Genomic DNA, 15569 nt, shown 5'->3' with positions numbered 1-15569 from the left:
AAACAGAATGCTGAAATTTAAAGCGATAACCTACTTAAAGTTTCCCTGGTTACCCCAAGATAGGATGCAATAAGGGTTTTGGGAATTCTTTTTTGTAAAGTTGGATATTGGTTCCGCCATTGCTTGTAACGCTCGCCAGCATTGTTGCTTAATAAAGCCAATACCCTTTTTTGCAAAGCCATGTTGCCCGTGGTATACTTTTTTCTGAAAAAATACTCCATTTTGCGGGAGGAGGCGCAGAGCTTTTCCTTATTTTCAAAAGAGATAGACAGGGTTTCGGTATCTTCTATACAGTCTACATTTAAAGTGGCAGGCGTTCCGGTATTAAAAGCATTCGGATCAGAAAACCACCATTCTTCCATGGCCAACTGCAAAATATATTCTTTTCCCTCATGGTCGGTGTAAGAAGATTTTACAATTCCCTTTAATACAAAATGTTCCTGACTGGCCGTATCACCCGCCTGGATAATATACTGGTGTTTTTTGTATTTCCGCCTGGTAAAAAAAGATGCAGCATGCTCAAATTCTTCATCTGTTAAACAAACGATCTGATGGATGTGCGCTCTTAAAAAATCTAATTCCATGTTTCTAATGCAAACAAATGTACAGTTTATTCAAGATTTTTAAACCTGACAGACTTGCTTTGACCAAATATTTGCGTGATAATCATCACATTAAAATAGTGATGTATGTCCTTTACTAAAAATTTTCCCTGCATTATGTTTGCAGCACACAACATACAAAACACACAAATGAAACTTAAATCACTTGCCATCATGGCGTTACTATCTTCTTTAATGAGTATAAAAACCTTTGCCCAGAGTTTAACCAAAATGAACTGGTTTAACGAACCTGAAAAATGGGAGATTAAGGATAAAAATACTTTTAGCCTGTTTGTTCCGGCCAAAACCGACTATTGGCGGATATCGCATTATGGTTTTACTGTTGATGATGCGCCTTTTTACTATGCTACTTACGGTGGCGAATTTGAGGTAAAAGTGAAAATTACGGGAAATTATGTAACCACTTTTGATCAGATGGGACTGATGCTCCGCATTAACGAAGAAGAATGGATTAAAGCCGGTGTTGAATTTGTAAATGGAAAACAGAACGTAAGTGCGGTGGTAACGCATAAAACCAGCGATTGGAGCGTGGTAGAACTGGAAAAGGCACCTGCATCCATCTGGATGAAAGCGGTTAGAAAACTGGATGCCGTTGAGATTTTCTATTCCTTAGATGATAAAAAATATACCATGCTGCGCACCTGTTATTTTAAAGATAATACGCCTGTAATGGTGGGTTTGGTAGCCGCCTGCCCGGATGGTAAAGGTTTTAATGCCACCTTTGAAAATTTCAAGGTTACAACCACACCTGATCAGCGCAGGTTGGATTGGGCAAAAAAGCAGCAGAATTAATATTTTTTATAAAGTAATCATCATTATGAAGTTGAATTATTATATAAAATCAACACAGATCACGGGTGATTTAGAAAGCTGATAGGACGCGAAGATCCGTCATTCCCAACTTAATTGGGAACCACGGAGTGCTCATGAATGCCTTTTAAACAAGGAAAACTTATGATAATCTTAATGTAAAATGCTTTAAGATTCCCGCCTGCGCGAGAATGACGACCTTTCTAGCAATTGTGATTAAATCTGAACCAACTGATCAACCAAATGTTGAAAATCTGGCCGATCCGAAGGAACTGCCGCCAAACAGGCATCTCTTAGTTTGCTGATCATCTTGTAAACTTCTTCACTTACCGCTTCGTCTTTTAAAGAAAGTAGATCATCCAGTAAGTAACCATAAGCACTTACCTCAATCCGCTCCAGTGCAGCTGCGATTTTAGCTGATTTATCATAAAAACTTGCTGCACCAAAATCGCCGAACAAGGTATTGCCTTCATCATCAACCAAGGTATTGTGCGCGTATAAATCGCCATGCATAATGCCGGCCTCATGTAATTGAGCGGCTAACGATGCAATGGTTTTAGCGATGCCAATAATCTGTTTTTCGGAAAGTTTTCTGTCTGGCGGAAAAACATCCCTGGTACAGCTTTCTAAACTCGGCGGATTGCCAAGATTGTAAAAATGATGCGGGATCAGATCCATTACCAATCCCTTTTTTTCATTGGGATGCTGTGCAATCTGCCCGATGAGGTTAACCAAACCGGGGTGGTAACCTGCAGCAATATAAGCCGTCATTTCATCTTCAGGCAAGCCATCGCTGGTCACATTCCCCTTAAATATTTTAACCGCCACCTCCCGGGTTTCATCACCAATGGTTCTATTGGCTTTAGAAATGATGCCCGATGCCCCCTCACCCAACAAATGGCTGATTTCTAAATCGTGCCAGTTAATCAATGAAAGTGTTTCAACAGCCGGTATTTTGCTAAAATTATTGCCCGAAAATGCAATCCATGATAGTTTAGGCAGTTGTGTAATCCATTGAGGCAATTCATGCAATTTATTTGCGGCAATGCGCAATAAACTCAAATTCTGGCAATTGCTCAGTTCTTCAGGCAGTGCTGATAAACGGTTACCCGATAACATCAGCTTTTGCATGCGTGTACATAGGCCAATTTCTTTGGGTAATTCGGCAATGTTGTTATTGGTTAAAATCAGCCAGCGGAGATTAGGATTTAGCGATTTAGCTGGTACCAATGTGATCTGGTTAGATTTAAAACCCGCAATATCAAGCAAAGGGCAATCCGCTAATTGCTCAGGCATAACGGTAAAAAGGTTTTCTGAACAGAAGAAAATCTTCAGTTTCTTTAAACTGCCAAAATCTGCCGGCAAAGTGCTTAGTTGATTAAAAGAAAGATCCAGTACTTCCAATGTGTCGGCCAAATCGAATATTTCTGAAGGGAATTCAGTTAGATTTTCAGAAAGTTTTAACGATACCGATCCTTTAAGTTTTCCGCTTTGTAGTGCTAACAGGCTTTGCATAGGTGTACTGGTTTTAATAATCGGAGACGAAGATAAGGCTATATATTTATTTTAAAGATGAATGGCATGTTCTACGTGTATATCGTCAAGAAAATATTCATCGTGTGCTATCACCAGAAGCGTTCCCTTGTATTCGTTAATGGCTGCAGTTAAAATTTCTATATTCTGGATATCGAGGTTATTGGTCGGTTCATCCAATACAATCAGATCAGGCGATTGGTTGCTGATGGTTAACGAACAGAGGATTCTGCCTTCCAGATCTAAATGATTGGTCGGTTCATCAAGCAAAACAATATCGGGACGGTGGATGGCAATGCCAGCTAAAAATACACTTGTTTTTTGTCCGCCGCTTAAGCTGTCCATTTTTTGGTTGATGTCTAAATTTTCCAATCGCTAATGGCTTAAAGCTTCCGCACAGCGTTCTTCAATGGTCCAGTCTTCATTAAGCTTAGTCATATTTTCGTCGGTTACTTCTCCATTGAGGATTTGGCTCAGCGCCTAAGTTTATCTTCAACATGAAGTGCCTGTGCAACAGTAAATTCATTAAACTGGCCAAAAAGCTGCGGCACAAAACAAGGTACCGATTCGGTTTTAACATGCCCGAAAGTTGGTAATAGTTTACCTGCCAAAATTTTTAAAAGTGTTGATTTTCCTGTTCCATTATGGCCAATGAGTGCAATTTTTTCGTATTTGTTGATGGTGAGATTTAAATCTGAAAACAGTAAATCGCCATTAGTATGGCTAAAGCCCAGCCCTTGTAGATTAAGCATAAATTTCTTTTTTATTGGTAAATAATTGCAGCAACGGAAACGAGATGCCGGTTATCTATTTTTTGGAAAGAAATGAATCTTACATGGATTAGGTGTTTTGGTGATGATGCAAAGGTAGTGAATTTTTGTGTTTTGCGAAAAGCGTTGGTGTGGATTGATGAGTTAATCTGATCGGGAGTTAGGGAAGAGTGTCGTCATTTCGAGCGGAGTGCAACGCAGTCGAGAAATCTGCCTACGTAGTTCTCTCCATTCCACTACGTTCTAGTCGAGATGACGAGTCGATAAGGTAGTTCTATATGTAAATTTTAATCAATAGATTTTATCTATATAAATTTATTTGCATTAAAACTTTAATCGCATATATTTACAAAAAACTTTAGGGGTGCCTACGTGCTGAGAAATACCCTTTGAACCTGATGCAGTTAGTACTGCCGAAGGGAAAAGTGAAAGCAATATCATATTGCTGTCTTTTCGATCTCCATTTTGGGGCAATCTCTATAGTTTTTCCAACTTTTTTAAATATGGAAGTCACTATAAACAATCAAAACTACCAACTTAACGAATCGTGTTCTATCGAACAGATGTTGACCGTTGTCATTTCAACAGAAACAAACGGCCTGGCCATAGCGGTTAACCAAACCATCGTTTCCAAATCTATCTGGGATACATATGCGCTAAAGCCGGGAGATCAGGTTATACTCATCAAGGCCACTCAAGGAGGGTAAATAAAAGGATTGAATGAGGGAGTGGGGATACTTACACTCAAAAATTCAATCATTCAATCACTCATTCCTTCATTTCTACTTCACTCATTTTCTCCTTCACTCCATTACTCATTTCTCCTTCAAACATTTCAAAATGAAAACAGAAAAAACACCAAATCAGGAAGTCATCAGCCGCAGTCCATTTCCAGCCTCACGCAAAATATTTGTACCCGGCAAAATTCATGATATCCAGGTGGCCATGCGCGAAATCAGTTTAACGGAAACCAAAATTCACAATGGTTTTGGTTTAACCGAGCCGAATCCGCCGGTAACGGTTTACGATACCAGTGGCCCTTACACCGATCCTGATGCTGATATCGACGTCAGGAAAGGGCTTCCGAGATTGCGTGAACAATGGATTAAAGACAGGCTTGATGTTGAAGAACTCGCTCAGTTATCTTCAGTTTACGGGCAACAAAGGCAAGCCGATGAAAAACTGGATGCCCTGCGCTTTAATTTTATCAAAAAACCTTACAAGGCTAAAACTGGCGCCAATGTATCGCAAATGCATTATGCCAAAAAAGGTATTATTACTGCCGAAATGGAATACATCGCCATCAGGGAAAACCAGCAGATCGAACAATTGAATGCGCAATTGGGCAATCAGCATGAGGTAATGAACCACCAGCATCAGGGCAATAGTTTTGGTGCCAATACCCCCAGAGGATATATTACACCAGAATTTGTTCGGGATGAAGTAGCAGCCGGACGTGCGGTAATTCCATGCAACATTAACCATCCAGAACTCGAACCGATGATTATCGGCCGCAATTTCCTTGTAAAAATTAACGCTAATATTGGTAATTCTGCTGTTACCTCCACCATTGAAGAAGAAGTAGAAAAAGCGGTATGGGCCTGCCGTTGGGGTGCAGACACGATTATGGACCTTTCTACCGGAAAAAACATTCACGAAACCCGCGAGTGGATTATCCGCAATTCGCCGGTGCCCATTGGTACCGTTCCTATTTATCAGGCGCTCGAAAAAGTAAATGGGAAAGCGGAAGACCTCACCTGGGAAATTTTCCGCGATACTTTAATTGAGCAGGCCGAGCAGGGCGTTGATTATTTTACCATCCACGCCGGTGTACTGCTTCGCTATGTGCCTTTAACAGCCAAAAGAATTACCGGAATTGTTTCGCGCGGCGGATCGATCATGGCCAAATGGTGCCTGGCCCACCATAAAGAAAACTTCCTTTACACCCATTTTGCGGAAATTTGCGAAATCATGAAAGCTTATGATGTGGCTTTTTCTTTAGGCGATGGTTTAAGACCTGGTTGTATTGCAGATGCCAACGATGCCGCACAGTTTTCGGAACTTGAAACCCTTGGCGAACTGACCAAAATTGCCTGGAAACATGATGTACAAACCATTATCGAAGGGCCTGGCCATGTGCCTATGCACCTGATTAAAGCCAATATGGAAAAACAGCTGGAACATTGCGCAGAAGCACCATTTTATACTTTGGGCCCATTAACAACCGATATTGCCCCAGGTTACGACCATATTACCTCCGCTATTGGCGCTGCCATGATCGGCTGGTACGGAACCGCCATGCTCTGTTACGTTACCCCTAAAGAACATTTGGGCCTGCCAAACAAAAAAGACGTTAAAGATGGTGTAATAACCTATAAAATTGCGGCTCATGCGGCCGATCTGGCCAAAGGACACCCCGGCGCACAATACCGCGACAACGCTTTAAGCAAAGCAAGGTTCGAATTCAGGTGGGAAGACCAGTTTAATCTTTCGCTTGATCCGGATACGGCAAAAGAATTTCATGATGAAACCCTACCGGCAGATGGCGCCAAGATTGCCCATTTCTGCTCCATGTGCGGACCAAATTTCTGCTCCATGAAAATTACCCAGGATGTACGTGAATATGCGGCACAACAGGGCGTAGAAGCAGACGAAGCTTTAGCGAAGGGCATGCAGGAAAAATCGAAAGAGTTTACGGAAAAAGGAAGTGAAATTTATTCCTAAGTGATTATGGAACTGATTGTGATTGCCAGGCCCACCTTTTTTAAAGAAGAATGCCATCTCGTTAACCAGCTTTTCGAAGCTGGCTTAAGCGTTTTCCATTTGCGGAAACCAACGGAAGATGAGGCTACACACCGTAAATTTATGGATGGTATTTTACCCGAATACCATCCACGTATTGCCTTACACCATTTCCATGTATTGGCTAACGATTACCATATGAAAAGAATCCACCATACCGAAAGTTTCAGAAAAGAAAGAGATAAGGACATATGGCCAGCGGATAAGATTTTGAGCACTTCTCTTCATCACCTGGCAGATCTGCAACAGATTCATCAATATGATTACAGTTTCTTTGGCCCGGTATTTAATAGCTTTTCTAAACCCGGTTATCGAGGCGTCGTTCCACCTAACTTCCGCCTGGAAAAACAACAAGGCATGCCAAAAATTATTGCCCTTGGCGGCATCGGTTTAACTGAAATTGATCAGGTTAACGAAATGAATTTCGATGGTGTTGCACTATTGGGCAGCATCTGGAGCGATCCTTCACAGGCGCTTTCTATTTTTAAAAAAGCCCGGGCCAAATGCCAGGCTTAACCCCTAACTTAACTCCAACCCTATGATAGCGTCCCTACAATATATCTCGCAAGCCCCTAAAACAGGTACACATATCGATGGCATTGAAGCGGTATTACAAGCTGGTGGAAAGTGGATCCAGCTCCGCATCAAACACCAGGCCGAAGCCGAGATCCTGCCTTTTGCAAAAGCAGCACAGGCCTTATGCCAAAGTTATGGTGCCAAACTGATCATCAATGATTATCCGCACCTGGCAAAAGCCGTAAATAGTTATGGTGTACACCTGGGCCTGCAGGATATGCCTGTTCCCGAAGCCAGAAAAATTATCGGCAAACACCAGATCATCGGCGGTACCGCGAATACTTTCGAACATATCCGGCAAAGGGTAGCCGAAGGAGCAGATTACGTTGGCCTTGGCCCTTTCCGGTTTACCAGAACCAAAGAAAACCTAAGTCCCATTGTAGGTTTGGAAGGTTACCAACAGTTGATGGAAAAAGTAAAAAAAGCTGGAATCAGTATCCCCATTATCGCCATTGGCGGTATCGAAGCAGCTGATATTCCGGCTATCCTTGAAACCGGAATTTACGGAATTGCCCTTTCGGCAGCACTCACCAACCAAACGCAAACGGCTGCTGTTCTGGAAGAAATCAGCAGCAAATTCAGTATTCATTCGATTTAAAAACTACAGATATGTTAACCATAGCAGATCAAACCTTTAGCTCACGCCTTTTTACCGGGACAGGAAAATTTTCTTCGGCCATAGAAATGGAAAATGCTTTAATTGCCTCGGCCTCCGAACTTGTAACCGTAGCCCTTAAACGGGTGGATTTAAAAGGCAAGGATGATGATATCCTCCAGCACCTTAAACATCCGCATATTAACTTATTGCCCAATACATCAGGAGTGCGTAATGCAAAAGAGGCTGTTTTTGCCGCTCAGCTGGCACGCGAAGCGCTAGAAACCAACTGGATCAAGCTCGAAATCCATCCAGACCCAAAATATCTGATGCCTGATCCGATCGAAACGTTAAAAGCAACAGCAGAACTGGTTAAACTTGGTTTTGTAGTATTGCCTTACATCCATGCCGACCCCGTTTTATGCAAACGCTTAGAAGATGTGGGAACCGCAGCAGTAATGCCATTAGGATCGCCTATTGGCAGTAATAAAGGTTTAAGAACCATCGATTTTTTAGAGATTATCATCAGCCAGAGCAAGGTACCTGTGATTATTGATGCAGGTATTGGTGCACCATCTGATGCGGCCAAAGCCATGGAAATAGGCGCCGATGCCGTTTTGGTGAATACTGCGATTGCCATTGCTAAAGATCCAACCAATATGGCTATTGCTTTTAAACTGGCTGTTGAAGCCGGTAGAATGGCTTTCGAGTCTAAATTAGGCACGCAAACACAATATGCTGCGGCAAGCAGTCCACTAACTACATTTCTTGATGAAGAGTTTTAACCAGGTATTCGAATCTTACAACTGGGATGATACCAAAGCCAGTATTTATGATAAAACCGCCACCGATGTAGAAAGGGCTTTAAACAACCAGCAACGAACGCTGGAAGATTTTAAAGCATTAATTTCTCCAGCGGCATTGCCCTATCTCGAAGATATGGCACAGATTAGCCAGCGCTTAACCTTAGACCGGTTTGGCCGGACCATCCAAATGTATATTCCGCTTTATCTTTCTAATGAGTGTAATAATATCTGTACCTATTGTGGCTTCAGTTACGATAATAAAGTGCGGCGCAGAACGCTCAACCCAATGGAAATTATGCAGGAGGTTGCCGTAATTAAAGGCATGGGTTATGAGCACGTGCTATTGGTAACAGGCGAAGCCAATCAAACAGTACATACCGATTATTTTAAAAAAGTACTGGACCTGATCAGTCCGCATTTTGCCCATATAGCCATGGAGGTACAGCCGTTAGATGTGGAAGATTATGGAACACTTATTCCACGTGGCTTAAATACGGTGCTCGTTTACCAGGAAACCTACCATCAGGACGATTACCGCAAACACCACCCGAAAGGCAAAAAAGCCAACTTTTTATACCGCTTAGAAACTCCCGACCGGTTGGGGCAGGCTGGGATCCATAAAATGGGGCTTGGCGTACTCATCGGACTGGAAGACTGGAGAACTGATTCTTTTTTTACGGCCCTACATCTATCTTACCTGGAAAAACAGTATTGGCAGAGTAAATTCAGTATCTCCTTCCCGAGGTTACGCCCTTTTAGTGGCGGTTTGGAACCTAAAGTGGTGATGAATGATAAAGAATTGGTACAACTCATCTGTGCTTACCGTTTATTTAATAGCGAAGTGGAGCTGTCTATCTCTACCCGTGAAACAGAAACCTTTAGGAACCATATTATTAAACTGGGGATCACAGCGATTAGTGCGGGCTCTAAAACCAATCCGGGCGGTTACGAAGTAGCACCACAATCTTTGGAGCAATTCGAAATATCTGATGAACGTTCGCCACAGGAAATTGCCGCCATGATCAGTAAACAAGGTTACGAACCCATCTGGAAAGATTGGGACAGGAGTTTAATCCACCAATCATGTTAACCAGAGCAGAATTAAACCGCTACAACCGGCAAATGATACTGCCCGAACTGGGCCCGGAGGGACAGGAAAAACTGAAAGTAGCACGGGTACTGGTTATTGGTGCGGGTGGCCTGGGCTGTCCCGTATTGCAATATCTGGCTGCAGCAGGGGCCGGAACAATTGGCATTGTAGATGATGATGTGGTGGAGTTAAGCAACCTGCAGCGTCAGATTTTATACAACCACAACGATATTGGCCAACCAAAGGCAAAGGTAGCGAGTGCAAAACTTGCATTGCTCAATCCCCACGTCAATTTTACGGTTTATTACGAACGTTTTACGCCAGCTAATGCCATAGCTATCTGTCAGGAATATGACCTAATCATAGATTGTTCTGATAACTTTAGTACGCGATACCTGGTGAATGATACCTGTGTAAGTTTAGGTATAACACTCATTTTTGGCTCTATTTTGGGTTTTGAAGGCCAGGTTGCGGTATTTAATCATCAAGGCGGCACAAATTACAGAGACCTTTACCCGGCACCACCAGCAGAAAGCATGACCTGTGCAGCGGGTGGGGTAATCGGCATTTTGCCCGGAATTATCGGATTATACATGGCCAACGAAGCCGTTAAACTAATCTGCAACATCGGCGAAACTTTATCAGGCAAATTGATGACTATCGATGCTTTAAATAATAATGTATCCGTATTTAAAATTACTTCAGAAAAGCAAACCCCAACAATTAAATCCGAAACTAAAGCAATAAAGGAAATTGATCAAGCTACTTTAGCCCAATGGCTTTTGGCTCACAAAGATGAAGTTTTCCTGATCGATGTACGGGAAGATTACGAACATGAAGAAAACAACCTTGGTGGGGTAAATATATCCTTATACGAATTGAATAATTCGCTCGACGCTATTCCAAAAAACAAAAAAATAGTATGTTATTGCCAAACCGGGCAACGGAGCAAAATGGCAGTGCAATTATTGGAAGGAATCTACACAGGACAGGTTTATAGTTTAACAGGAGGATTGGTTTAGTTTATTTGTTCACTAGTCATCGGGTTAACTGGTTAATTGCGGCGATACGCCAACCGCCCGTCGTCCATCCTTGATAGCTCATTCGACTCCGTTACCATTGACGTTAATTTATAATTGCCTATTAATGAGAGGATTATTACATCATGCATTTCCGTGCAGCTAGGCCATAGCACCGCATCACCGTTCTACTTAAAACCGGCCTAATAAATTTTTCGGACTGCACTGACCAAGCCCTACTACTAGCTTTAAAAGAAAAATTTTCAGCCGGCATTTTTTGTTACTTTTTGATGCCAAAAAGTAAGAGCCCTTCGGCGGCGGTGAGCCGAGGCAAGACTGCGCCGTAGGACTAAAAGAAAACAATTGTACGTCAATCATATTGATTTTTATACAATAAATTATCCCTCAGGAGGACAGATTGCATGGAGGGATACCTTCGCTTTGTAGCTCGGTTTTCGGACTTACTTGCGTTTTTTACCATCGGGCCCACAAAGAAAAAAGACCCAGAGAACACATAGATTTTATGCTTGATGTTAATCGCCAAAGGCCTGGCGCTTAAATTAATTTGCATAGCCCTTAAACTGCTTCCAATTAACAGACTTTAATAAAAAAGCCGTCATCCCCGCGCAGGCGTGGGATCCTATGCTAACAACCCATTGCTGCATCAGCAGTATCTCCGACGAGCACTTTTTAGTTCCCATCAAATAGTTGCCGGATCAAGCTGGCATAATGTATTGCGGGGATTCAGTTCCGTTCACATCATGAGTAATTTCTGGTGCTAAATTTATCTCTGGATCCTTTTCTTCTTTCGATTTATCAACTTTATTTATCTTACTCACTGCAAAACCACAGAGACCTATAAAAAAAGCTGCACATATAAACCATACTAAACGGGTAAGCATATACCTGTAATTAGAAGTATGCTTGGTTAAAATATTGTTGGTAAGTGGTTTCAACACTCGTTGTAAATCCTGAGGATAAGGACCGCTAGCGGTAAAAAACTCATGATCCTTTCCATGGCCTTTATACCACACTTTTCCAATTGAATAACTGGTTAGCGTATCAGGCAAATTAATTTTTCTTTGATGCGTTAACGTTTGAACGTTTAATGGAATTATTGCTGAACCAACATTTTGTTTTTCATTTTTAATGGGTTCGTAGTGATCTTCATCCCAGTACATAAATTTTTCATCTGATTGGGCCGCCCTGACTGTTATAGCACGACGTTCCCAAACAGCAAAAGAAGTGGTGCCAACGAATAGTAAAATGATACAGGAAATGGTGATGTAGTGGGGAGAGAAGTGGGGCACATATTCAGGTTTTTTAGGAATTGTGGGAGGTGGCTCAGTATTACCTCCATTTATTTTGACGTCACCAGTTTTTATAGGAATAACAACAATGGGCGGTGTAGTCGGTTTGACTTTTGGTTCCTTTACTTCTTCAATTCTGTCGTCCTGTTTATTTTCTCTTTCGTCTTTACTTATTTTTTCATTTTCGAGATTCTTATTATCGTCATTGTTTCCACCTGTTATCGCCGTAAGTGTTTCATCAATTTTAACATCAGGTGTATCAATAACTTCTACTATATCTGATGCCTTATCTTTATCAAAACTTTTATAATAAGTTGTACTTGGCCTAGGCTGAAAATCTATTAACCATGCTAAAAGTTCACTATTCCTTTCATCAGTTCTTTTTGTTGCACCATTTATATGATTTAGTAGCGGTCTAAAATCACCAGGATCAGCTTTTGATAAAATCAAGGAGATATCATCCATCTTGTCTTTATCAAAAAAGTCTGAGAACACATCTTTAGCTTCATCACTGGCATCATACTTCTTAATGCATTCCTTTTTTAATTTTACTACAGTTGGCTTTAATAGGTTTAAATGGAGCTTTCTTTCTTCGCATTTCTTTCTATAGGTAGCCAATACTAAGTCTTGATAATCTTCAGGCATTTTTCAAAAAATTTAGCATAAAAGTAAAAACGGTATTTCTGGAATTTTTACGGTTTTCCAGAATTCAAAAGAATTAAAAAAGTATTTCGTGTAGAACCGGAATTATCTGGCCATTAGCTTTTTGAAGCCCCCATATTTGTATCGTTGATCAGCACAGGTGGCGATTCATTATCAAAGCTAAAATAAAAAACTGATTAATAAAAAGAGTAGAAATCGCGGTTGTGAATAGCCGGTTTGGGAAGCAGTTACTAACTCCCGCGACAGACACTCAAAACTTCCCAAAATTTTCAGAAGGCCTTCTGATTTACAACCCGGAGAAAGGTCCGCGAACGGTCGCGGATACCCTCCCAGTATTTCAAATTCTAAAATTTTGACAAGATGTTTTTACCTCTTTTTATTGCCATATTACTTGGCCTGGCAACGCCTACAAATACAAATAATAATTGCGGCCACAGCGGTGGTACAGTAGTAAACGCTAATGATACCGACCCTACTGATACAGGGGATCCAGGTGATGATACAGGTGGCGAAACAGGTCATGTGCCACCTATAAAACCACCTACAAACCCATAGTAAGAATAAAAGTAAGGTAGTAGATACTACCTTACTTTTGTTATATTTGAATAAATTAAGTTCTCGACCATTGAAAAATTCCCTATTAATAGCTATTGCAATTCTATTTTTAGCTTGTCAGAAAAAAGAAATTAATAAGCAAAAAGTTCTAGATGCAGATTTTCATAAAGCACTAATATTACATGATAAAGGTAATGATTCTGCTTTTTTTTACTTTAATACGGTAGCTAAAAATAGTAAAGATAGTTTAACGATCGCCATATCATATAACTATATGGCTTCAATTCAATCCGAATCAAGCGACTATTTCGGAAGCCTTGAAAGTCTAGCCTTGTCCTTAAAATTTTTAAATGAGAGTGAGGATAAAGATTATGATTGTCTTTCTTCAACTTATAATGAGCTTGGAGTTAATAATTATAATCTTAAGAATTATAGTTCAGCATTAACGTATTATGAAAAGGCACTTAAGTTTTCAAAAGATGATTCTTTTAGGCTTAGAATATTAAATAATAAAGCACTCGTTTATCAAAAAACAAATAAGTACAATCTTGCACTTAACATCTATAAGAAGCTTATATTAAAAGAAAGAAAAAACAGTAGAGAGTATGCAAGGGTTCTCTCAAATATTGCAAAAACACAATGGTTACAAAATTCCAATTATAATGCAATACCCAAATTATTATCTGCTTTAAAGATTAGAGAAGATGGTAAAGATGAATGGGGTCAAAACGCTAGTTATTCGCATCTTGCCGATTATTATGAAAATACAAAATCTGATTCAGCATTTAAATATGCAAAAAAGATGTATGGAATTGCAACAAAGCTTAATAGCCCGGATGATCGACTTGAAGCACTTCAAAAACTGATTCGAATTAGCCCGTCTAGGTTAACTAAAAAATATTTTAAAGCATACCAAGGGATCAGTGACAGTATACAGGATATACGGTCAGCCGCAAAAAATCAATTTGCTGTTATACGTTATAATTCCGAAAAAAACGAAGCAGACTATCTTAAAGCTCAAGCAGAAAATGTCAAAAAGCAAAAAGATATAATTTTAAGAAATATAGGTATAGGAACATTGGTAGCGTGTCTAATGATAGGCTATATGTTTTACCGAAGGAGGCAAAAAGAGTTAAAAAAGGAAAAAGAGCTTGAGGTTAAAAAAACTGAACTTAAATACGTAAAAAAGGTCCACGATGAAGTTGCGAATAAGATATACCAAGTCATGACTGAAGTAGAGAATGATCCGGGAATGGACAGAGCCGAGGTTGCAGATCAACTTGAAATTGTTTATAACATATCCAGAAATATTTTATACCAAAACACGAACATTAATATTAAAGAAAGCTTTTTCAGAGATGTTAATAAAATGTTATATGCTTATTCATCAGACAAGGTTGAGGTTGTAGTAAAGGGAAGTGATGAAAAACTTTGGGAGAAGGTTGAGGAAAGTACCAAGTACGAGGTTTATTTTATTCTGCAAAACCTGATGACCAATATGGCCAAACACAGTGGTGCAGATTGTGTAAGTATCGAATTTACTAAAAAAAACAACGTTATATCAGTTATATATTTTGATAATGGAAAGGGTATGCAAGGGGCTTTTAAAAAGAATGGTTTAACCAATACGGAAAACCGTATAGAAAATATTTCAGGTAGCATTACTTTTGACACTAAGCCTGATGCAGGACTTGAAATTAAACTCTCGTTTCCAATATAAAATGTATATCTATGTTCAAAAAGGTATTAATAGCCGAAGATCATGAAATTGTTAGCCTCTCTCTTCGCAATGCACTTGCTGAGTTAAACATCACCATCAACAACCAGGATTATGTATTTTATTGTGATGATGCTTTAACCAGAGTAAAAAAAGCATTGCAGGAACTTGATCCATATGAATTGATTATTACTGATCTATCATTTGATGAGGAATATACTCAACAGAAAATAGCTGATGGCCGTGAATTAATTACAGCTATAAGAGCTGTACAGCCTGATATTAAAGTATTAGTCTTTTCTATTGAAAACCGGGCATTAATCGCGAATGCACTTTTCCAGGAATTAAATATTGATGGATTCGTTCCGAAGGCACGTCATGATGCAAAGGATTTAAAATTGGCTATGGAAAGTATTTATAAAAATAAAAAATACCATTCTCCCAATCTGCGGCAAAAACACATTAGCTCACATATTTTTACTGAATATGATAAGGCTATTGTTTTATTACTATTGGAAGGCAGAACACAAAAGGAGATGCCTGATCTTTTGAAACAGAAAAAACTGGAACCACATAGTCTCAGCAGTATTGAGAAAAGGATCAATCACATTAAAACTTCTTTAAATATTTCAAATAACGGGCAATTGATTGCACATTGCATTGCAAATAAGATCATTTGACACTTTATCTGTTCTGATTT

The 15569-nt window shown here is 40.0% G+C and carries 16 protein-coding genes and 1 riboswitch; of the genes, 11 read left to right on the top strand and 5 right to left on the bottom strand.

Annotation, left to right across the window (positions count from 1 at the left end):
• Positions 1–17: 17 nt before the first annotated feature.
• Positions 18–584: a Crp/Fnr family transcriptional regulator gene (locus BLR60_RS05565; RefSeq protein WP_090497641.1), complete on the bottom strand. Its 567-nt coding sequence runs from the start codon at positions 582–584 to the stop codon at positions 18–20.
• A 168-nt stretch (positions 585–752) separates the two neighbouring features.
• On the opposite strand from BLR60_RS05565, the gene BLR60_RS05560 reads away from it, so the two are divergent.
• Entirely contained in the window at positions 753–1415 is a 663-nt protein-coding gene (locus BLR60_RS05560) for a DUF1349 domain-containing protein (protein ID WP_090498004.1), read from the top strand.
• A gap of 234 nt (positions 1416–1649) precedes the next feature.
• On the opposite strand, the gene BLR60_RS05555 is transcribed toward BLR60_RS05560, so the two are convergent.
• The 3 genes from BLR60_RS05555 to BLR60_RS25075 form a co-directional block, all read right to left on the bottom strand.
• On the bottom strand, positions 1650–2948 hold the full coding sequence (locus tag BLR60_RS05555; RefSeq protein WP_090497639.1) for a leucine-rich repeat-containing protein kinase family protein: 1299 nt from the start codon (positions 2946–2948) through the stop codon (positions 1650–1652).
• 51 nt (positions 2949–2999) lie between these two features.
• The gene (locus tag BLR60_RS25080) at positions 3000–3338 is read right to left on the bottom strand and encodes an ATP-binding cassette domain-containing protein (RefSeq protein WP_208600580.1); all 339 of its coding nucleotides are present in this window, start codon (positions 3336–3338) and stop codon (positions 3000–3002) included.
• Between the two features lie 101 nt (positions 3339–3439).
• On the bottom strand, positions 3440–3718 hold the full coding sequence (locus tag BLR60_RS25075; RefSeq protein ID WP_208600579.1) for an ATP-binding cassette domain-containing protein: 279 nt from the start codon (positions 3716–3718) through the stop codon (positions 3440–3442).
• Between the two features lie 368 nt (positions 3719–4086).
• Positions 4087–4175, top strand: a riboswitch (TPP riboswitch).
• 64 nt (positions 4176–4239) lie between these two features.
• Here BLR60_RS25075 and thiS point away from each other — a divergent pair.
• The 7 genes from thiS (at position 4240) to moeB (ending at position 10627) form a co-directional block, all read left to right on the top strand.
• Positions 4240–4443: a sulfur carrier protein ThiS gene (thiS, locus tag BLR60_RS05545; protein ID WP_090497637.1), complete on the top strand. Its 204-nt coding sequence runs from the start codon at positions 4240–4242 to the stop codon at positions 4441–4443.
• A gap of 133 nt (positions 4444–4576) precedes the next feature.
• Positions 4577–6460 carry a phosphomethylpyrimidine synthase ThiC gene (thiC, locus tag BLR60_RS05540; RefSeq protein ID WP_090497635.1) on the top strand — a complete coding sequence of 628 codons (1884 nt, stop codon included), beginning with the start codon at positions 4577–4579 and terminating at the stop codon, positions 6458–6460.
• A gap of 6 nt (positions 6461–6466) precedes the next feature.
• A complete protein-coding gene (locus BLR60_RS05535; RefSeq protein ID WP_090497633.1) occupies positions 6467–7054 on the top strand; it encodes a thiamine phosphate synthase in 588 nt (195 codons plus the stop codon).
• Positions 7055–7076: 22 nt separating this feature from the next.
• Positions 7077–7712 (top strand): thiamine phosphate synthase, encoded by a 636-nt coding sequence (locus tag BLR60_RS05530; protein WP_090497631.1) that lies wholly within the window; start codon positions 7077–7079, stop codon positions 7710–7712.
• 11 nt (positions 7713–7723) lie between these two features.
• Positions 7724–8494 (top strand): thiazole synthase, encoded by a 771-nt coding sequence (locus tag BLR60_RS05525; RefSeq protein ID WP_090497629.1) that lies wholly within the window; start codon positions 7724–7726, stop codon positions 8492–8494.
• Entirely contained in the window at positions 8481–9605 is a 1125-nt protein-coding gene (thiH, locus tag BLR60_RS05520; RefSeq protein WP_090497627.1) for a 2-iminoacetate synthase ThiH, read from the top strand. The genes BLR60_RS05525 and thiH overlap by 14 nt, the downstream gene beginning before the upstream one ends.
• A complete protein-coding gene (moeB, locus tag BLR60_RS05515; RefSeq protein ID WP_090497625.1) occupies positions 9599–10627 on the top strand; it encodes a HesA/MoeB/ThiF family protein in 1029 nt (342 codons plus the stop codon). The genes thiH and moeB overlap by 7 nt, the downstream gene beginning before the upstream one ends.
• 713 nt (positions 10628–11340) lie before the next feature.
• Here the strand turns inward: moeB and BLR60_RS05510 are convergent.
• Positions 11341–12579, bottom strand: a complete 1239-nt coding sequence (locus tag BLR60_RS05510; protein ID WP_090497623.1) for a hypothetical protein — start codon at positions 12577–12579, stop codon at positions 11341–11343.
• A 378-nt stretch (positions 12580–12957) separates the two neighbouring features.
• Between BLR60_RS05510 and BLR60_RS05505 the strand changes: the two genes are divergently transcribed.
• The 3 genes from BLR60_RS05505 (at position 12958) to BLR60_RS05495 (ending at position 15549) form a co-directional block, all read left to right on the top strand.
• Entirely contained in the window at positions 12958–13152 is a 195-nt protein-coding gene (locus BLR60_RS05505; RefSeq protein WP_090497621.1) for a hypothetical protein, read from the top strand.
• 70 nt (positions 13153–13222) lie between these two features.
• Positions 13223–14872: a tetratricopeptide repeat-containing sensor histidine kinase gene (locus BLR60_RS05500; RefSeq protein WP_090497619.1), complete on the top strand. Its 1650-nt coding sequence runs from the start codon at positions 13223–13225 to the stop codon at positions 14870–14872.
• 11 nt (positions 14873–14883) lie between these two features.
• Positions 14884–15549, top strand: coding sequence for a response regulator (locus tag BLR60_RS05495; RefSeq protein WP_090497617.1), 666 nt, complete (start codon positions 14884–14886; stop codon positions 15547–15549).
• Positions 15550–15569: the final 20 nt, after the last annotated feature.

Source organism: Pedobacter terrae (assembly GCF_900100705.1).
Lineage (GTDB): Bacteria > Bacteroidota > Bacteroidia > Sphingobacteriales > Sphingobacteriaceae > Pedobacter > Pedobacter terrae.
The sequence above is the reverse complement of the archived record's forward strand: the minus strand, read 5'-3'. Positions and strand labels throughout refer to the sequence as shown.